A 15,956-nucleotide genomic window follows, 5' to 3' on the forward strand; every position below is an offset into this window, starting at 1 on the left:
AAAAGCGCCTGAGCTAGCGGGCTAACTCAGGCGCTTGTGTCTCTTTGCCCTGCTTACTTGCGCAGGCCCAGCTTGCCGATCAGCGCGGTGTAGCGGTCGGCGTCCTTGTTCTTCAGGTACGTCAGCAGGCTCTTGCGGCGGTTCACCATGCGCAGCAGGCCGCGGCGGCCGTGGTGGTCCTTGGCGTGGGTCTTGAAGTGGGGGGTCAGTTCGTTGATGCGGGCGGTCAGGATGGCCACCTGGACTTCCGGGCTGCCGGTATCCGTGGCGCTGCGCGCGTTGGCCTTGACGACTTCGGCCTTGACTGTGGATGCGATCATTGGTTTCCTTGGAGTGCTCGCACCTGGGGTGCGATCGGGTTGTCACTTGCGCCGGCGGCTGGAACTGCCATCGGCGTGCGCTTGCGGGATGCAAAGCCTTGGAATTATAGCCTGGAAGCGTTCACCCGGCCGGCTGCGCCCGAAGCCAGGCCGCCAGCCGGTCCACCCCCTGGGCCAGCCGGGCCGGCTCCCTGGAGGCGAAACACCAGCGCAGCCAGCCCTGGGCCTCGGGGCCGAAGGCGCTGCCCGGCGCCAGCCCCAGGCCGGCCTCGGCCACCAGCCGCTTGGCCACCCCGAGCGAATCCTCGTAGCCGTCGAGCTTGAAAAAGGCGTACATCCCGCCCCGGGCCGCTTCCACCTGGACCCCTGGCAGCGCCTTCAGCAGCGGCACCAGGGTGTCGCGGCAGTGCTTGAGATGCGCCACCACCCGCGGCGTCACTTCGTCGGTGCGCTGCAGGGCGACCACGCCGGCGCGCTGGGTGAAGACGCTGGCGCAGGAGGTGTTGAACTCCACCAGCTTTCCCATGTGGCGGGTCAGGGATGGCGGCATCACCAGCCACCCCAGCCGCCAGCCGGTCATCAGGAAACTCTTGGAGAAACTGTGGACCACCACCAGCCGGTCTTCCGGCCGGGCCACGTCCAGGAAGCTGGGGGCACAGCGGTTGGGCGTCTCTTCGTAATAGAGCCGCTCGTAGACCTCGTCGGCCAGGATCCAGGTGCCGGTGCCGCGGCAATGCGCCAGGATGGCCTCCTGCTCGCCGCGGGTCAGGGTCCAGCCAGTGGGGTTGTTGGGCGCGTTCAGGATCAGCAGCCGGGTCTTGCCGGTGACCTGCGCCAGCAGCGCATCCAGGTCCAGGGTCCAGCGGCCGCCGTCCGGCCTGAGCGAAACGCAATGCAGGTCGGCGCCCAGGATCAGCGGCTGGGCCGTGAGGTTGGGCCAGACCGGCGTGACGGCCACCACCCGGTCGCCGGCATCGACCAGCGCCTGCACCGCCAGCATCAGCGCGTTGACGCCGCCCGAGGTGATCGCGATCCGGTCGCTGCCGATGGCGCCGTGCAGGCCGCTCATGTAGCCGGCCACCGCCTCGCGCAGTTCCGGCAGGCCCAGGTTGTGCGAATAGAAGGTCTCGCCCTTCTGCAGCGAGTCGATCGCGGCCTGCCGGATGAATTCCGGCGTCACTTCGTCGCTCTCGCCGAACCAGAAGGCCAGCACGTCGCTGCGCCCCATGCCGGCATTGGCGACTTCGCGGATCTTCGATTCTTCGAGGTTGATCAGGGTCTGGCGCATGAACGCAATTGTCCCAGAGGTCTGTCAGGCCGGCCGGATCATCCGGCACGAGGTCGGCATCTCCGCCTGGGCCGCAGTGAGTTGCCTGATGACCCGAAACCCGTAGCCCGAGCCCTCGACGTCGAACTTCACGCCGGGCGTGCCCTGCCGGTCCATCACGCCCACCACCAGCGGCTGCTGGAACTGGTGGTCGGCGCCGCGCATCGTGCCGCGCTGGCCGTACAGGCTGGCGCTGGTGTGTTCCAGCGCCGTGGCGACCGCGGCCGCTTCCAGCGAGCCGGCGCTGCCGATGGCGGAGGCCAGCGCCTCCACCAGCAGCTGCATGCGCATGTGGACGTAGTCGTCGGCCGGATCGGGATAGCGCTTGCGGAAGGCCTGGTAGAAGGCCTCGCTCTCGCGCGTCGGCAGGTTGGGCAGCCAGTCCGCCACCGCGATCACGCGGCCGATGCCGGCATCGCCGATGGCCGCCGGCGCGCCCAGCGCGTTGCCGTAGAAGGTGTAGAACTTGCCCTCGAAGCCGGCGTCGCGCGCCGCCTTCACCAGCAGCGTCAGGTCGTTGCTGAAGTTGCCGGTGATGACCGCGTCGGCGCCGCTGGCCTTGATCTTGGCGGCGTAGGGCGCGAAGTCCTTGATGCGGAACATCGGATGCAGCTCGTCGCCGACGATGGCGATGTCGGGCCGCTGCACGCCCAGCTGGCGCCGCGCCTCCCGCAGCACCGTCTGGCCGAAGCTGTAGTCCTGGCCGAACAGGTACGCCGACTTCACCGCGCGGTCGTCCTTGAGCACCGCCATCAGCGCCGCCATCCGCATGTCGGCATGGGCGTCGAAGCGGAAGTGCCAGAAGCTGCAGCGCTCGTTGGTGAGGATCGGATCGACCGCGGCGTAATTGAGCAGCAGCACGCGGCGCGTCGGCTCGCGCTCGTTGTGCTTGCTGATCGCTTCGATGAGGGCCGCCGCCACCGCCGACGAATTGCCCTGCAGGATGAAGCGCGCGCCGTTGTCGATGGCCGAGCGCAGCATCGCCAGCGCCTCCTCGATCTGGCCCTTGCTGTCGTAGCGCTCCAGCGCCAGCGGCCGGGCGCCGCCGGGCAGCTTCGCGCCGCCGCGCGCGTTGACCCGCTCCACCGCCCACACCAGGTTGCGGAACACCGCTTCGCCGCCGTTGGCGTTGCCGCCGGACAGGCCCTCGATCATGGCCAGCCGGATCGGCGCGGAATCGCCCTGCGCGTGCGCGAAGGCCGGAAGACATAGCGATGCCACGAGGGATTTCAAGACCCCGCGGCGGGCAATTTTCAGCACCGGAATTCCCTTGAAAACGGCCGCGCGGGGCACAGATGCTGTGCATGCGGCGATCGGGTTGAGAGCCGCGCAGTTTAAGGCAACCGCAGTTGCCCCGATCACCAAGGAGTTCACCATGTTTTTCGCCCCTGTCGTGCGCAGCCGCGCCGTCGCGCCCGGCTCCCGTTCCTTCGACCGCAGCTTCGAGCGCTTCGTCAACGAGGCCTTCTTCACGCCCGTGAGCCAGGGCGTGAACGTCACCCAGGACGACAAGGCCTGGACCGTGACGCTGGACCTGCCGGGCGTGACCCGCGAAGAGCTGACCATCGCCACCGAAGGCAGCGTGGTGCGCATCGGGACCAAGGCCGAAGCCAAGCGCCAGTACAAGGCCGCCTACGAGCTGCCCCAGGACATCGACGTCGATGCCAGCACCGCCAAGCTGGAAAACGGCGTCCTCACGCTGACCCTGGCCAAGCAGGTTCCGGCCAGCAACGTCAAGCAGATCGAAGTGAAGTGACAACGCAGTTGCGAGCGTCGCTCGCAACTTGCCGTCGTCATCCCGGGGGCTAGAGCTGCGCCAGCGGCCACCGCGGTTTGACGTCGAAGGCGTAGACCGAGGTGGCCTCCTGCTGTCCGGACTGCAGGCGCATCGCGGCGGCCATGGCGATCATGGCGCCGTTGTCGGTGCACAGGTGCAGCTCGGGATAGTGCACGCGCACGCCGCGCCGGCGGCAGGCGGCATCGAGCTGCTGGCGCAGCAGCCGGTTGGCGCCCACACCGCCGGCGACCACCACGCGGTCCAAAGCCGTGTCGTCCAGCGCCGCCAGCGTCTTTTTCACCAGCACATCGACGATCGCCGCCTCGGTGGAGGCCGCGAGATCGGCCTTGCGCGCCTCCAGCTCGTCCCCGAGTTTCCTGGCCTGCGTCATCACGGCGGTCTTCAGGCCGGCGAATGAAAAGTCCAGGTTGCCGCTGTGCAGCAGCGGGCGCGGCAGCTTGAACGCATCGCCCCGGCCCTGCTGCGCCAGCTTCGACAGCGCCGGCCCGCCCGGGTAGCCCAGGCCCATCAGCTTGGCCGACTTGTCGAAGGCCTCGCCGGCGGCGTCGTCGATCGTCTCTCCCAGCAGGTCATAGCGGCCGACGCCGTCGACCCGCATCAGCTGCGTGTGGCCGCCCGACACCAGCAGCGCCACGAACGGGAAGCGCGGCGGATCGGCGCTGAGAAAGGGCGACAGCAGGTGGCCCTCCAGATGGTGCACGCCGAGCACCGGCTTGTTCAGCGCGGCACCGAGCGCGCACGCCACGCCCGCGCCCACCAGCAGCGCACCGGCCAGCCCGGGGCCCCTCGTGTAGGCGACGACATCGAGATCGGCAAGCGCGCGGCCGCTTTGCTCCAGCACCTGTTCGGCCAGCGGCAGCACGCGCCGGATGTGGTCGCGGCTGGCCAGCTCCGGGACGACCCCGCCATAGGCCTGGTGCATCTCGATCTGGCTGTGCAAGGCGTGCGCCAGCAGCGTCGGCGTCGCGCTGCCGAATGCCTCGACCGCAGCAACGCCGGTTTCGTCGCATGAAGATTCGATTCCGAGGACAAGCATCGCTGCAGTTTATGGGAACGGCGTTGCCCGCCGGCCGGCAAGGCCGTTCTGGCGCGAATCTTGCGGATTCGCCCGCATGCCGTCCGTCTCCCAGACCCTTCGCCTCGTCGTCATCGCGCCCGACTCGCTGCAGCCGGACGCGGGCGACGACTACGCCATCGAACAGGCAGAGCGCTCGCGGGCCCTGCGCATCGGCCTGCTGGAGGCCGGCTACAACATCGTGGCCGTGCTGCCGACCGACACCTTCCTGGCCGAACGGCTGGCGCAATTGCAGCCCGACATGATCATCGTGGATGCCGAAAGCGAGGCGCGCGACGCGCTGGAGCACGTGGTGGTCGCCAGCCGCGACGCCCGCCGCCCGATCGTGATGTTCACCAACGACGACGACACCACCCATGTGAAAGACGCCGTGGCCGCGGGCGTCTCGGCCTATGTCGTCGCCGGCCTGTCGCCGGAGCGGATCCGCCCGATCCTGGAAGTGGCGATGGCGCGCTTCCAGCACGAGCAGGAGCTGCGGCGCGAGCTGGCGCATGCCCGCTCGGAGCTGAACGACCGCAAGCTGGTCGACCGCGCCAAGGGCGTGCTGATGCAGCGCCAGGGCATGTCGGAAGCGGACGCCTACGCCAAGATGCGCAGGGCCGCGATGGACCGCGGCCTGAAGCTCGGCGAAGTGGCGCAGCGCATCCTGGACGTCGCCGACCTGCTGGGTTGACGCCTTCCGATGGTGCGGCGCACAGATGCGGTGCGCACACACCGTCATGCCGGACTTGATCCGGCATCCAGACGGTGGCCCGCAAGGCGAATGCAGTGAAACAACATCGAAGGTCCCTGGGCGCCAGCGCCTGGATCCCGGGTCCACCCCGGAATGACAAGTCCTGGCACGGCCCTTGCGATCTCCCTGGCACGAACCGATGAAGGTTCGCTGACCGGTCTGCTTCAACGGCGAAGCGGCCCGGCCATCCCGGACGAAGGCGTCCCCACCGACACCCGTGTGTCGCGTGCGGACGCCTTTTTGATTTGGCCGATTCTTTGTTGCTGGAGTTGCCTTGTGATGACCGACCTGCTGAGAACCAGACTGTCCCGCCGCACCGTGCTGCAGGCCGCCGCCGTCGGCGCCGTGGGCATTTCACCCGCGCTGCGCAGCGCCGTCTATGCCGCCGGCTCCGACAAGCCGGAGAAGGAAGAAGTGAAGATCGGCTTCATCCCGCTGACCGATTGCGCCAGCGTGGTGATGGCCTCGGTGCTGGGCATCGACAGGAAGCACGGCGTGAAGATCGTCCCCAGCAAGGAAGCGAGCTGGGCCGGCGTGCGCGACAAGCTGGTCAACGGCGAACTCGATTTCGCCCACGTGCTGTACGGCCTGGTCTACGGCGTGCACATGGGCACCGCCGGGCCGAAGAAGGACATGGCCGTGCTCATGACCCTGAACAACAACGGCCAGGCGATCACGCTGTCCAAGAAGCTGGCCGACAAGGGCGCGGTCGACGGCGCCGGGCTGGCCAAGCTGATGGCCAGCGAGAAGCGCGAGTACACCTTCGCCCAGACCTTCCCCACCGGCACCCACGCGATGTGGCTGTATTACTGGATGGCGGCCAGCGGCATCAACCCGATGCGCGACGCCAAGGTCATCACCGTGCCGCCGCCCCAGATGGTGGCCAACATGCGGGTGGGCAACATGGACGGCTTCTGCGTCGGCGAGCCGTGGGGCCACCGCGCCATCCTGGACGGCATCGGCGTCACGGCCGTCACCAGCCAGGACATCTGGAAGGACCATCCGGAAAAGGTGCTGGGCACCACCGCGGAGTTCGTCAAGAAACATCCCAACACCGCCCGCGCCGTCACCGCCGCCATCCTGGAGGCCGGCAAGTGGATCGACGCCAGCCTGGGCAACAAGCAGAAGATGGCCGAGACCATCGCCGACAAGAGCTACGTCAACACCAGCGTCGACGCCATCAACCAGCGCATCCTGGGCCGCTACCAGAACGGCATGGGCAAGACCTGGGACGACCCCAACTACATGAAGTTCTACAACGACGGCGCGGTGAACTTCCCCTACCTGTCGGACGGCATGTGGTTCATGACGCAGCACAAGCGCTGGGGCCTGATCAAGGAGCACCCGGACTACCTGGCCGTCGCGAAACAGGTCAACCAGCTGGACGTCTACAAGGACGCCGCCGCCGCCACCAGGACACCCGTGCCCAAGGACGTGCTGCGCAGCTCGAAGCTGATGGACGGCACGGTCTGGGACGGCAAAGACCCGAAGAAGTACGCGGACTCGTTCAAGGTCCACGCCAGCAACGCCTAGGAGACGGCCATGGTCAGTGCAGTGTTTCATTCGCCGCTGGAGACGATGAGTGCCGTTGGGGCCGAGCCCGTCGACCCGCCCGCCACCAAGGTCGCGCCCTCACAATCCGTCCGGGCTGAGCCTGTCGAAGCCACCACGGGCACTTCGACAAGCTCAGTGCGAACGGCTCGCATCCCGTTCGACGTCCGCGCCGCCTGGCTGCGCGTGCTGCCGCCGGTGCTGGGCATCGGCTTGCTGGTGCTGCTGTGGGAGCTGGTCTCGCTGCGCAGCAGCAGCGGCCTGCCGACGCCGGTGGAGACCTTCCACCAGGCCGTCGCCGTGTTCAGCGACCCGTTCTACCGCAAGGGGCCGAACGACCAGGGCATCGGCTGGAACGTGCTGTCCTCGCTGCAGCGGGTGGCGCTGGGCTTCGGGCTGGCGGCGGCGGTCGGCATTCCGGCCGGCTTCATGATCGGGCGCTTCACCTTCCTGTCGCGGATGTTCAACCCGCTGATCAGCCTGCTGCGCCCGGTCTCCCCGCTGGCCTGGCTGCCGATCGGCCTGATGGTGTTCAAGGGCGCCAACCCGGCGGCGATCTGGACCATCTTCATCTGCTCGATCTGGCCGATGATCATCAACACCGCGGTCGGCGTGCAGCGCGTGCCCAGCGACTACATGAACGTGGCGCGGGTGCTGAACCTGTCCGAGTGGAAGATCGTCACCAGGATCCTGTTCCCCGCCGTGCTGCCCTACATGCTCACCGGCGTCCGGCTGGCCGTCGGCACCGCCTGGCTGGTGATCGTGGCCGCCGAGATGCTCACCGGCGGCGTCGGCATCGGCTTCTGGGTGTGGGACGAGTGGAACAACCTGAACGTCCGGAACATCATCATCGCGATCTTCGTGATCGGCATGGTCGGCCTGCTGCTCGAATACGCCCTCATCAAGCTTGCCACCGCCTTCACCTTTGAAGAAGTAAAGACCTGAAATGCGGACAGCCGGACGCGGAAGACGCAAAAGAGAACCATTGAAGATTTGAATTCGATTGTTTCATCTGTCTTTTCTGCGCTTTCTGCGTTGCTTCTGCGCCTTCTGCGTCCTGCCCCCGATCCCGACTTTAGGAACGTCAATGAATGAGAACCTGAGCACCAGATACATCCAGATCGCAGCCGTCGGGCAGACCTTCGCCACCAGGAAGGGCCCGTTCGTGGCGCTGCGCGACATCGACCTGACCGTGGCCAAGGGCGAGTTCGTGACGCTGATCGGGCACTCGGGCTGCGGCAAGTCGACGCTGCTGAACCTGATCGCGGGACTGGCGCGGCCGACCGAGGGGTCGCTGATCTGCGCCAACCGCGAGATCGCCGGGCCGGGCCCGGACCGCGGCGTGGTGTTCCAGAACCACTCGCTGCTGCCCTGGCTCACCTGCTTCGAGAACGTCTACCTCGCGGTGGAGCGGGTCTTCGCCGCCACCGAAAACCGCGCGCAACTCAAGGCCCGCACCGAGGCGGCGCTGGCGCTGGTCGGCCTGGCCGCGGCGGCGCAGAAGCGGCCGGGCGAGATTTCCGGCGGCATGAAGCAGCGCGTCGGCATCGCCCGGGCGCTGTCGATGGAACCCAAGGTGCTGCTGATGGACGAGCCCTTCGGCGCGCTGGACGCTCTCACCCGCGCCAGGCTGCAGGACGAGCTGCTGCAGATCGTGGCAACGACGCGCAGCACCGTGGTGATGGTCACGCACGACGTCGACGAAGCGGTGCTGCTGTCGGACCGCATCGTCATGCTCACCAACGGCCCGGCCGCCACCATCGGCCAGGTCCTGGCGGTGGACCTGCCGCGTCCGCGCAGCCGGGTGGAACTGGCCGAAGATCCCCGCTACGTCCATTACCGCAAGGCCGTGATCGACTTCCTTTACACCCGCCAGGCCCACGTGGAAAGGCAGGCCGCCTGAGGGTTAGGCCCGGGGGCAGCGCACGGACCCCGCCCTAGAATGGTTTCGCCCCGGCAGCGGGGCGCATCCCTACAGGAGCGAGACACATGCGCATCAAGCAAGCCCTGGCGACAGCCATCCTGAGCGGACTGACGGCGCTGGCGCCGCTTGCCGCGCACGCCGCCGACCCGATCCGGATCGGCCTGGTCGTTCCGGTCACGGGACCCTTCTCCTACATGGGCCGCCAGATCGGCGCCGGCGTCAATCTCTACCTGGCTCAGCACGGCAACACGGTGGCCGGCCGCAAGGTGGAGGTGATCGTCAAGGACGACGCCGGCTCGCCGGACACCACCCGCCGCCTGGCCCAGGAGCTGGTGGTCAACGACAAGGTGACGGCGCTGGCCGGCTTCGGCCTGACGCCGCAGGCCTTTGCCACTGCGACCATCGCTACCCAGAGCAAGACGCCGATGGTGGTGATGAACGCCGCCACCTCCTCGGTCACCGAGAAGTCGCCCTTCATCGTGCGCACCAGCATGACGCTGCCGCAGGTGACGATGGGCGTGGCCGAGTGGGCCTACAAGAACAAGGTCAACAAGGTCGTGACGCTGGTGTCGGACTTCGGGCCCGGCATCGATGCGGAGAAGGCCTTCACCCAGGTGCTCACGGCCAACGGCGGCCAGGTGCCCCTGTCGCTGCGCATGCCGATGGTGACGCAGGACTTCTCGCCGTTCCTGCAGCGCGTGATGGATGCCAAGCCGGAAGCGGTGTTCGTGTTCCTGCCCGCCGGCAGCCAGGCGGCGGTGTTCATGAAGCAGTTCGCCGAGCGCGGCATGGCCAAGGCCGGGATCCGCCTGATCGGGCCGGGCGACATCACGGACGACGACGTGCTCGCCGACATGGGCGACGCCGCCCTGGGCGTGATCACCTCGCACCACTATTCGGCCGCCCACCCGTCGGCGATGAACCGCAAGTTCGTCGAGGCCTTCTCCAAGGCCAACAACGGCATGCGTCCCAACTTCATGGCGGTGGGCGGCTACGACGGCATGCGCGTGCTCATGGAGGGCCTGAAGGCCACCAAGGGCGCCGGCGGCGAGGCGCTGGTCAACGCGATGAAGGGCCAGATCTTCGAGAGCCCGCGCGGCCAGGTGCTGATCGACGCCCAGACCCGCGACATCGTGCAGGACGTCTACATCCGCAAGGTGGAGCGCGTCGGCGGCAAGCTGTACAACGTGGAATTCGACGTCCAGAAGTTCGTCAAGGACCCCGGCAAGGCGCGCTAGGCACCGGATGCGTCCGCCGGCAGTCGATGCCGGCCGATGCACCAGCATCGGCAGGCGGCATGCACCACTTGGTGCGTCGCGCCAGCGCAATCGCGCCGCCCATTGGTGCGCCGGCCCGCCAGGGGCCGCCTGCACAACTGGCATGACCCTTGCACTCCGGAGAGCAGTCCTCTCTGGAGATCCGATGAAGAAGTCGAAGTTGGTGATGGTGGGCAACGGCATGGCCGGCGTGCGCACCATCGAGGAGCTGTTGAAGGTGGCGCCGCAGCTGTACGACATCAGCGTGTTCGGCGCCGAGCCGCATCCCAACTACAACCGGATCCTGCTGTCGCCGGTGCTGGCCGGCGAGCAGACCATGGACGACATCGTCCTGAACTCGTGGGACTGGTACAGGGACAACGGCATCACCCTGCACGCCGGCAAGAAGGTGGTGAAGGTGGATCGCGTGAAGCGCCTGGTGATCGCCGACGACGGCACCGAGGAGCCGTACGACCGCCTGCTGCTGTGCACCGGCTCCAACCCCTTCATCCTGCCGGTGCCCGGCAAGGAGCTGCAGGGCGTGATCGCCTACCGCGACATCGCGGACACCAACACGATGATCGAGGCCAGCGAGAAGTACAAACGCGCGGTCGTCATCGGCGGCGGCCTGCTGGGGCTGGAAGCGGCCAACGGCCTGATGAAGCGCGGCATGGAAGTGACCGTGGTTCACGTGATGCCCTGGCTGATGGAGCGCCAGCTGGACGACGTGGCCGGCAAGCTGCTGCAGAAGTCGCTGGAAGACCGCGGCCTGAAGTTCCTGATCGGCGCCCAGACGCAGGAGCTGGTGGGCAGCGCGGATGGCCGCGTCACCAGCATCAAGTTCAAGGATGGCACCGAGGTCGCGACCGACCTGGTGGTGATGGCAGTCGGCATCCGCCCCAACACGCAACTGGCCGAGAGCATGGGCCTGCACATCAACCGCGGCATCGTCGTCAGCGACACCATGCAGACGGTGACAGATGCCCGCATCTACTCGGTCGGCGAATGCGCGGCGCACCGCGGCATCGCCTACGGCCTGGTGGCGCCGCTGTTCGAGCAGGCCAAGGTGGCAGCCAACCACCTGGCGCAGTTCGGCATCGGCCGCTACACCGGTTCGCTCACGTCCACCAAGCTGAAGGTGACGGGCATCGACCTGTTTTCCGCCGGCGAATTCATGGGCGGCGAGGGCACCGAGGAAATCGTTATGTCCGACCCGTTCGGCGGCGTCTACAAGAAGCTGGTGCTCAAGGACGACAAGCTGATCGGCGCCTGCCTGTACGGCGACACGGTGGACGGCAGCTGGTACTTCAAGCTGCTGCGCGACGGCCGCAGCATCGGCGACATCCGCGACAAGCTGATGTTCGGCGAGTCCAGCCTGGGCGACGTCGGCCACGAGGGCCACACCAAGGCCGCGTCGATGCCGGACAGCGCCGAGGTCTGCGGCTGCAACGGCGTCACCAAGGGCACGATCTGCAAGGCGATCAAGGAAAAGGGCCTGTTCACGCTGGAGGAAGTGAAGAAGCACACCAAGGCCAGCGCCTCCTGCGGCTCCTGCACCGGCCTGGTGGAACAGATCCTGATGTTCACGGCCGGCGGCGACTATTCGTCGGCGCCCAAGAAGAAGGCGATGTGCGCCTGCACCGACCACAGCCACCAGGAAGTGCGCAACACCATCCGCGACATGCACCTGCTGGCGATCGCGGACGTCTACAGCATGATGGACTGGCGCACGCCCAACGGCTGCGCCTCCTGCCGGCCGGCGATCAACTACTACCTTCTGTCGACGTGGCCGAAGGAGGCCAGGGACGATCCGCAGAGCCGCTACATCAACGAGCGCAGCCACGCCAACATCCAGAAGGACGGCACCTATTCCGTGATCCCGCGGATGTGGGGCGGCGAGACCACGGCCAGCGAGCTGCGCCGCATCGCCGATGCGGTGGACAAGTACAAGATCCCGACGGTGAAGGTCACCGGCGGCCAGCGCATCGATTTGCTGGGCGTGAAGAAGGAAGACCTGCAGAACGTCTGGAAGGACATCGGCATGCCGTCCGGCCATGCCTACGCCAAGGCGCTGCGCACGGTCAAGACCTGCGTGGGCAGCGAGTGGTGCCGCTTCGGCACCCAGGACAGCACGCAGATGGGAAAGGACCTGGAACGGGCCCTGTGGCGCATGTACGCGCCGCACAAGGTCAAGCTGGCCGTCTCCGGCTGCCCGCGCAACTGCGCGGAAGCGGGGATCAAGGACGTCGGCGTGATCGGCGTGGATTCGGGCTGGGAGATCTACATCGCCGGCAACGGCGGCATCAAGACGGAAGTGGCGCACTTCTTCTGCAAGCTCAAGACCGCCGCCGAGGTGCTGGAGTACAGCGGCGCCTTCCTGCAGCTGTATCGCGAGGAAGGCTTCTACCTGGAGCGCACGCTGCACTACGTCAACCGCGTCGGCCTGGACTACGTCAAGAAGAAGATCCTGGAAGACCACGAGCTGCGCCGGGCGCTGTGGGAGCGGCTGCAGTTCGCGCTGGACGGCGAGCCCGATCCCTGGTTCGAGCACCAGAAGGCGTCGGTCGACACGCGCCAGTTCTCCAGAATCGGACAACCGGACGCAGAACACGCAGAAGCGACGCAGAAGACGCAGAAGGAAGCCGTCGAATGAGTGACTGGAAAGTGATCTGCCGGGTGGAAGACATTCCCGTGCTGGGCTCGCGCCGCGTGGCGCGGCCCAAGGGCATGGACGTGGCGGTGTTCCGCAACGGCCAGGACCAGGTGTTCGCGCTGCTGGACCGCTGCCCGCACAAGGGCGGGCCGCTGTCGCAGGGCATCGTGTTCGGCACCAGCGTGGCCTGCCCGCTGCACAACTGGACCATCGGCCTGGCCGACGGCTGCGCCAGCGCGCCGGACGAAGGCTGCGTGCAGAAGTTCGCCGTCAGGGTGGACGCCGGCAGCGTGCTGCTGGACCCGGTGGAACTGGCGACGCTGGCGCTCGACCTGCAGCCGCCGCGCTCCGGCCCCGGCGCCACGACGGGCGCGGTCGGCGACCGGACCTACGAGGTGCAGGCGCCTCACTCGTCATGAGCACTCTTTCCGTTCGGGCTGAGCCTGTCGAAGCCCTTCGACCCGCTCAGGGCGAACGGCGGGAGACCCGTTCGACCTGCCCGTATTGCGGCGTGGGATGCGGTGTGATCATCGAGTCGCAAGGGGTGCAGATCACCGGCGTGCGCGGCGACCCGGATCATCCGGCCAATTTCGGGCGGCTGTGCACCAAGGGCTCGACGCTGCACCTGACCGCCACGGCACCCGTCACGCTGCAGACGCGGCTGCTGCAGCCGATGCGGCGCGAGCACCGCGGCGACAAGCCCAGGCCGCTCGGCTGGGACGCCGCTCTGGAGTTCGCCACCGAAAGCTTCGCCCAGATCATCGGCGAGCACGGGCCGGACGCGGTCGGCTTCTACATCTCCGGCCAGCTGCTGACCGAGGACTACTACGTCTTCAACAAGCTGGCCAAGGGCCTGGTCGGCACCAACAACGTGGACACCAACTCGCGCCTTTGCATGAGCAGCGCGGTGGCCGGCTACAAGCTGACGCTGGGCGCCGACGCGCCGCCCACTTGCTACGACGACGTCAACCACGCCGGCTGCATCTTCATCGTCGGCAGCAACACCGCGTTCGCGCATCCCATCCTGTTCCGCCGCATCGAGGACGCCAGGGCCGCCAATCCGGCGCTGAAGATCGTCTTCTGCGACCCGCGCAAGACCGACACCGCCGGCATCGCCGACCTGTACCTGCCGATCCAGCCGGGCACCGACGTGATGCTGTTCAACGGCCTGCTGCACATCATGCTGTGGGAAGGCTGGACCAAACCTGAGTACATCGCCGCCCACACGACGGGCCTGGACGACCTGAAGGCCACGGTGCGCGACTGCACGCCCGACCTGGTGGCGCAGGTCTGCGGCATCCGCAAGGAAGACCTGTTCACGGCGGCCAAATGGTTCGCCACCTCGCCGGCCACGCTCAGCCTGTATTGCCAGGGCCTGAACCAGTCGACCAGCGGCACCGCCAAGAACGCGGCGCTGATCAACCTGCACCTGGCCACCGCGCAGATCGGCAAGCCGGGCGCCGGCCCCTTCTCGCTCACCGGCCAGCCCAACGCGATGGGCGGGCGCGAGGTCGGCGGGCTGGCCAACCTGCTGTCCGCGCACCGCGACCTGTCCGACCCGCAGCACCGCGCCGAAGTGGCTGCGCTGTGGGGCGTGGCCTCGGTGCCGGACAAGCCGGGCAAGACGGCGGTGGAGATGTTCCAGGCCGCCGCCGACGGCGAGATCAGGGCGCTGTGGATCGCCTGCACCAACCCTGCCCAATCGATGCCGGACCAGAACACGGTGCGGCGGGCGCTGGAGCGGGCCGAGTTCGTGGTGGTGCAGGAAGCGTTCTCGACCACCTCCACCTGCGACTACGCCGATCTGCTGCTGCCGGCGTCCACCTGGGGCGAGAAGACCGGCACCGTCACCAACAGCGAGCGCCGCATCAGCCGCGTCAACCCCGCCGTGCCGCCGCCCGGCGAGGCCCGGCACGACTGGGCGATCGCGGTGGACTTCGCGCGGCGGCTGGAACGGCGCCTTTCCGGTCGCCCTGAGCCCTTCGACCGAGCTCGGGACAGGCCTGTCGAACGGAGTCTGTTCCCCTACACCTGCCCCGAATCCATCTGGAACGAGCACCGGGAATCGACGCGCGGCCGCGACCTGGACATCACGGGCATGAGCTACGCGCTGCTGGAGAAGACGCCGCTGCAATGGCCGATGCCCGAAGGCGCGACGCAGGGCAAGGCCCGCCTGTACGAGGACGGCGTGTTTCCGACGCCGGACGGCCGGGCCAGCTTCGCCAACACCGTCTACCAGCCGCTGGCCGAGCCGCGCGAGTCGCGCTATCCCTTCTCGCTCACCACCGGCAGGCTGCGCGACCAGTGGCACGGCATGAGCCGCACCGGCACGCTGGGCCGGCTGTTCGGCCACGTGGCCGAGCCCTCGGTCCAGATGCATCCGCAGGACATGCGCCGCCGGTTGCTGGCCGAAGGCGACCTGGTGCACGTCACCAGCAAGCGCGGCTCCATCGTGGTGCCGGTGCAGGCCAGCCCGGAGGTCGGCCTGAACCAGGCCTTCATCGCCATGCATTGGGGCGGCGACTACCTGGGCGGCTGCTCCAGCACCGGCCACAGGCTGGCGGGCGTCAACGCGCTCACCACGTCGGCCTATTGCCCCAGCTCCAAACAGCCGGAACTCAAGCACGCCGCCGTCAAGATCCTCAAGGCCGAACTGCCCTGGTCGCTGCTGGCGCTGGGCTGGCTGTCCGAGGACACCGCGCTGGCCGTGCGCGAGCAGCTGCGCGCGGTGATGGAGCTGTTCCCGTTCGCATCCTGCGTGCCCTTTTCCAACAGCGTGCCGCTGGCGCAGGCGGCCAAGGGCTCGCGCACCGGCATCCTGCTGCGGGCGGCGGCCCACGAAGCGCCGCCGGCGGAGCTGCTGGCGCGGATCGAGGCGCTGCTGGGGCTGGACGGCCCCGAGGTGCTGCGCTACGCCGACCCGCGCCGGGGCCAGCGCCGCGCCATGCGGCTGGCGCGGCACGGCGCGGACGCGCGGCTGGAAGCCTTCGTGCTGGCCGGCGACATCAGCGCCCAGGCCTGGATCCGCACCCTGCTGCAGGATGAACTGCCGGCGCAGGCCTATGGCCGGCTGCTGCTGTCGCCCGGCGCGAAGGCACCGGTGGCGGTGCAGTCGCGCGGCAAGCTGGTCTGCACCTGCTTCAACGTGACGGACCTGCAGATCGGCGAATGCCTCGCGGACAGCGCCGGCGACGAGGCCGCGCGGCTGGCGGCGCTGCAGGCCGACCTGCGCTGCGGCACCAACTGCGGCTCCTGCATTCCGGAACTGAAACGCCTGGCCCGTCAGCCGGCGGCGGAGCCGGCCCGGGCCTGAAAGGCG

General features: G+C 68.0%; 13 protein-coding genes. 9 read left to right on the forward strand and 4 right to left on the reverse strand.

What is annotated here, in order from left to right; all coding sequences use genetic code 11:
- Nucleotides 1-53: 53 nt before the first annotated feature.
- The 3 genes from rpsO to ACFPOE_RS10430 all read right to left on the reverse strand — a co-directional run bounded on the left by rpsO (nt 54) and on the right by ACFPOE_RS10430 (nt 2,868).
- The gene (gene rpsO, locus ACFPOE_RS10420) at nt 54-320 is read right to left on the reverse strand and encodes a 30S ribosomal protein S15 (RefSeq protein WP_376850015.1); all 267 of its coding nucleotides are present in this window, start codon (nt 318-320) and stop codon (nt 54-56) included.
- 121 nt (nt 321-441) lie between these two features.
- Nucleotides 442-1,608, reverse strand: a complete 1,167-nt coding sequence (locus ACFPOE_RS10425; protein ID WP_376850016.1) for a pyridoxal phosphate-dependent aminotransferase — start codon at nt 1,606-1,608, stop codon at nt 442-444.
- A 24-nt stretch (nt 1,609-1,632) separates the two neighbouring features.
- Nucleotides 1,633-2,868, reverse strand: a complete 1,236-nt coding sequence (locus tag ACFPOE_RS10430; protein WP_376850017.1) for a branched-chain amino acid ABC transporter substrate-binding protein — start codon at nt 2,866-2,868, stop codon at nt 1,633-1,635.
- Between the two features lie 154 nt (nt 2,869-3,022).
- Here ACFPOE_RS10430 and ACFPOE_RS10435 point away from each other — a divergent pair, with 154 nt between their 5' ends.
- Entirely contained in the window at nt 3,023-3,403 is a 381-nt protein-coding gene (locus tag ACFPOE_RS10435; protein WP_376850018.1) for an Hsp20/alpha crystallin family protein, read from the forward strand.
- A 49-nt stretch (nt 3,404-3,452) separates the two neighbouring features.
- Here the strand turns inward: ACFPOE_RS10435 and tsaD are convergent, their stop codons facing one another.
- On the reverse strand, nt 3,453-4,481 hold the full coding sequence (tsaD, locus tag ACFPOE_RS10440; RefSeq protein WP_376850019.1) for a tRNA (adenosine(37)-N6)-threonylcarbamoyltransferase complex transferase subunit TsaD: 1,029 nt from the start codon (nt 4,479-4,481) through the stop codon (nt 3,453-3,455).
- A gap of 76 nt (nt 4,482-4,557) precedes the next feature.
- On the opposite strand from tsaD, the gene ACFPOE_RS10445 reads away from it, so the two are divergent.
- From ACFPOE_RS10445 to ACFPOE_RS10480, 8 genes are all read left to right on the forward strand, one after another.
- Nucleotides 4,558-5,193 carry an ANTAR domain-containing response regulator gene (locus ACFPOE_RS10445; RefSeq protein ID WP_376850020.1) on the forward strand — a complete coding sequence of 212 codons (636 nt, stop codon included), beginning with the start codon at nt 4,558-4,560 and terminating at the stop codon, nt 5,191-5,193.
- Nucleotides 5,194-5,532: 339 nt separating this feature from the next.
- A complete protein-coding gene (locus ACFPOE_RS10450; protein ID WP_376850021.1) occupies nt 5,533-6,786 on the forward strand; it encodes a CmpA/NrtA family ABC transporter substrate-binding protein in 1,254 nt (417 codons plus the stop codon).
- A 9-nt stretch (nt 6,787-6,795) separates the two neighbouring features.
- Entirely contained in the window at nt 6,796-7,749 is a 954-nt protein-coding gene (gene ntrB / locus ACFPOE_RS10455; protein WP_376850022.1) for a nitrate ABC transporter permease, read from the forward strand.
- A gap of 142 nt (nt 7,750-7,891) precedes the next feature.
- The gene (locus ACFPOE_RS10460; protein ID WP_376850023.1) at nt 7,892-8,707 is read left to right on the forward strand and encodes an ABC transporter ATP-binding protein; all 816 of its coding nucleotides are present in this window, start codon (nt 7,892-7,894) and stop codon (nt 8,705-8,707) included.
- Between the two features lie 86 nt (nt 8,708-8,793).
- On the forward strand, nt 8,794-9,966 hold the full coding sequence (locus ACFPOE_RS10465; RefSeq protein WP_376850024.1) for an ABC transporter substrate-binding protein: 1,173 nt from the start codon (nt 8,794-8,796) through the stop codon (nt 9,964-9,966).
- A gap of 184 nt (nt 9,967-10,150) precedes the next feature.
- Complete coding sequence (gene nirB / locus ACFPOE_RS10470) at nt 10,151-12,637, forward strand: nitrite reductase large subunit NirB (RefSeq protein WP_376850025.1); 2,487 nt, start codon at nt 10,151-10,153, stop codon at nt 12,635-12,637.
- Nucleotides 12,634-13,056 carry a nitrite reductase small subunit NirD gene (gene nirD, locus ACFPOE_RS10475; RefSeq protein WP_376850026.1) on the forward strand — a complete coding sequence of 141 codons (423 nt, stop codon included), beginning with the start codon at nt 12,634-12,636 and terminating at the stop codon, nt 13,054-13,056. The genes nirB and nirD overlap by 4 nt, the downstream gene beginning before the upstream one ends.
- Nucleotides 13,053-15,950, forward strand: coding sequence for a nitrate reductase (locus ACFPOE_RS10480; protein WP_376850027.1), 2,898 nt, complete (start codon nt 13,053-13,055; stop codon nt 15,948-15,950). The genes nirD and ACFPOE_RS10480 overlap by 4 nt, the downstream gene beginning before the upstream one ends.
- Nucleotides 15,951-15,956: the final 6 nt, after the last annotated feature.

Source organism: Caenimonas terrae (genome assembly GCF_042655405.1).
Classification (GTDB): Bacteria; Pseudomonadota; Gammaproteobacteria; order Burkholderiales; family Burkholderiaceae_C; genus Ramlibacter; species Ramlibacter terrae_A.

Bases quoted from the DNA above. Each gene is read 5' to 3' on its own strand.
- rpsO (WP_376850015.1), bottom strand. From the start codon at position 320: ATGATCGCATCCACAGTCAAGGCCGAAGTCGTCAAGGCCAACGCGCGC.
- ACFPOE_RS10425 (WP_376850016.1), bottom strand. From the start codon at position 1,608: ATGCGCCAGACCCTGATCAACCTCGAAGAATCGAAGATCCGCGAAGTC.
- ACFPOE_RS10435 (WP_376850018.1), top strand. From the start codon at position 3,023: ATGTTTTTCGCCCCTGTCGTGCGCAGCCGCGCCGTCGCGCCCGGCTCC.
- tsaD (WP_376850019.1), bottom strand. From the start codon at position 4,481: ATGCTTGTCCTCGGAATCGAATCTTCATGCGACGAAACCGGCGTTGCT.
- ACFPOE_RS10445 (WP_376850020.1), top strand. From the start codon at position 4,558: ATGCCGTCCGTCTCCCAGACCCTTCGCCTCGTCGTCATCGCGCCCGAC.
- ACFPOE_RS10450 (WP_376850021.1), top strand. From the start codon at position 5,533: ATGACCGACCTGCTGAGAACCAGACTGTCCCGCCGCACCGTGCTGCAG.
- ntrB (WP_376850022.1), top strand. From the start codon at position 6,796: ATGGTCAGTGCAGTGTTTCATTCGCCGCTGGAGACGATGAGTGCCGTT.
- ACFPOE_RS10460 (WP_376850023.1), top strand. From the start codon at position 7,892: ATGAATGAGAACCTGAGCACCAGATACATCCAGATCGCAGCCGTCGGG.
- ACFPOE_RS10465 (WP_376850024.1), top strand. From the start codon at position 8,794: ATGCGCATCAAGCAAGCCCTGGCGACAGCCATCCTGAGCGGACTGACG.
- nirB (WP_376850025.1), top strand. From the start codon at position 10,151: ATGAAGAAGTCGAAGTTGGTGATGGTGGGCAACGGCATGGCCGGCGTG.
- nirD (WP_376850026.1), top strand. From the start codon at position 12,634: ATGAGTGACTGGAAAGTGATCTGCCGGGTGGAAGACATTCCCGTGCTG.
- ACFPOE_RS10480 (WP_376850027.1), top strand. From the start codon at position 13,053: ATGAGCACTCTTTCCGTTCGGGCTGAGCCTGTCGAAGCCCTTCGACCC.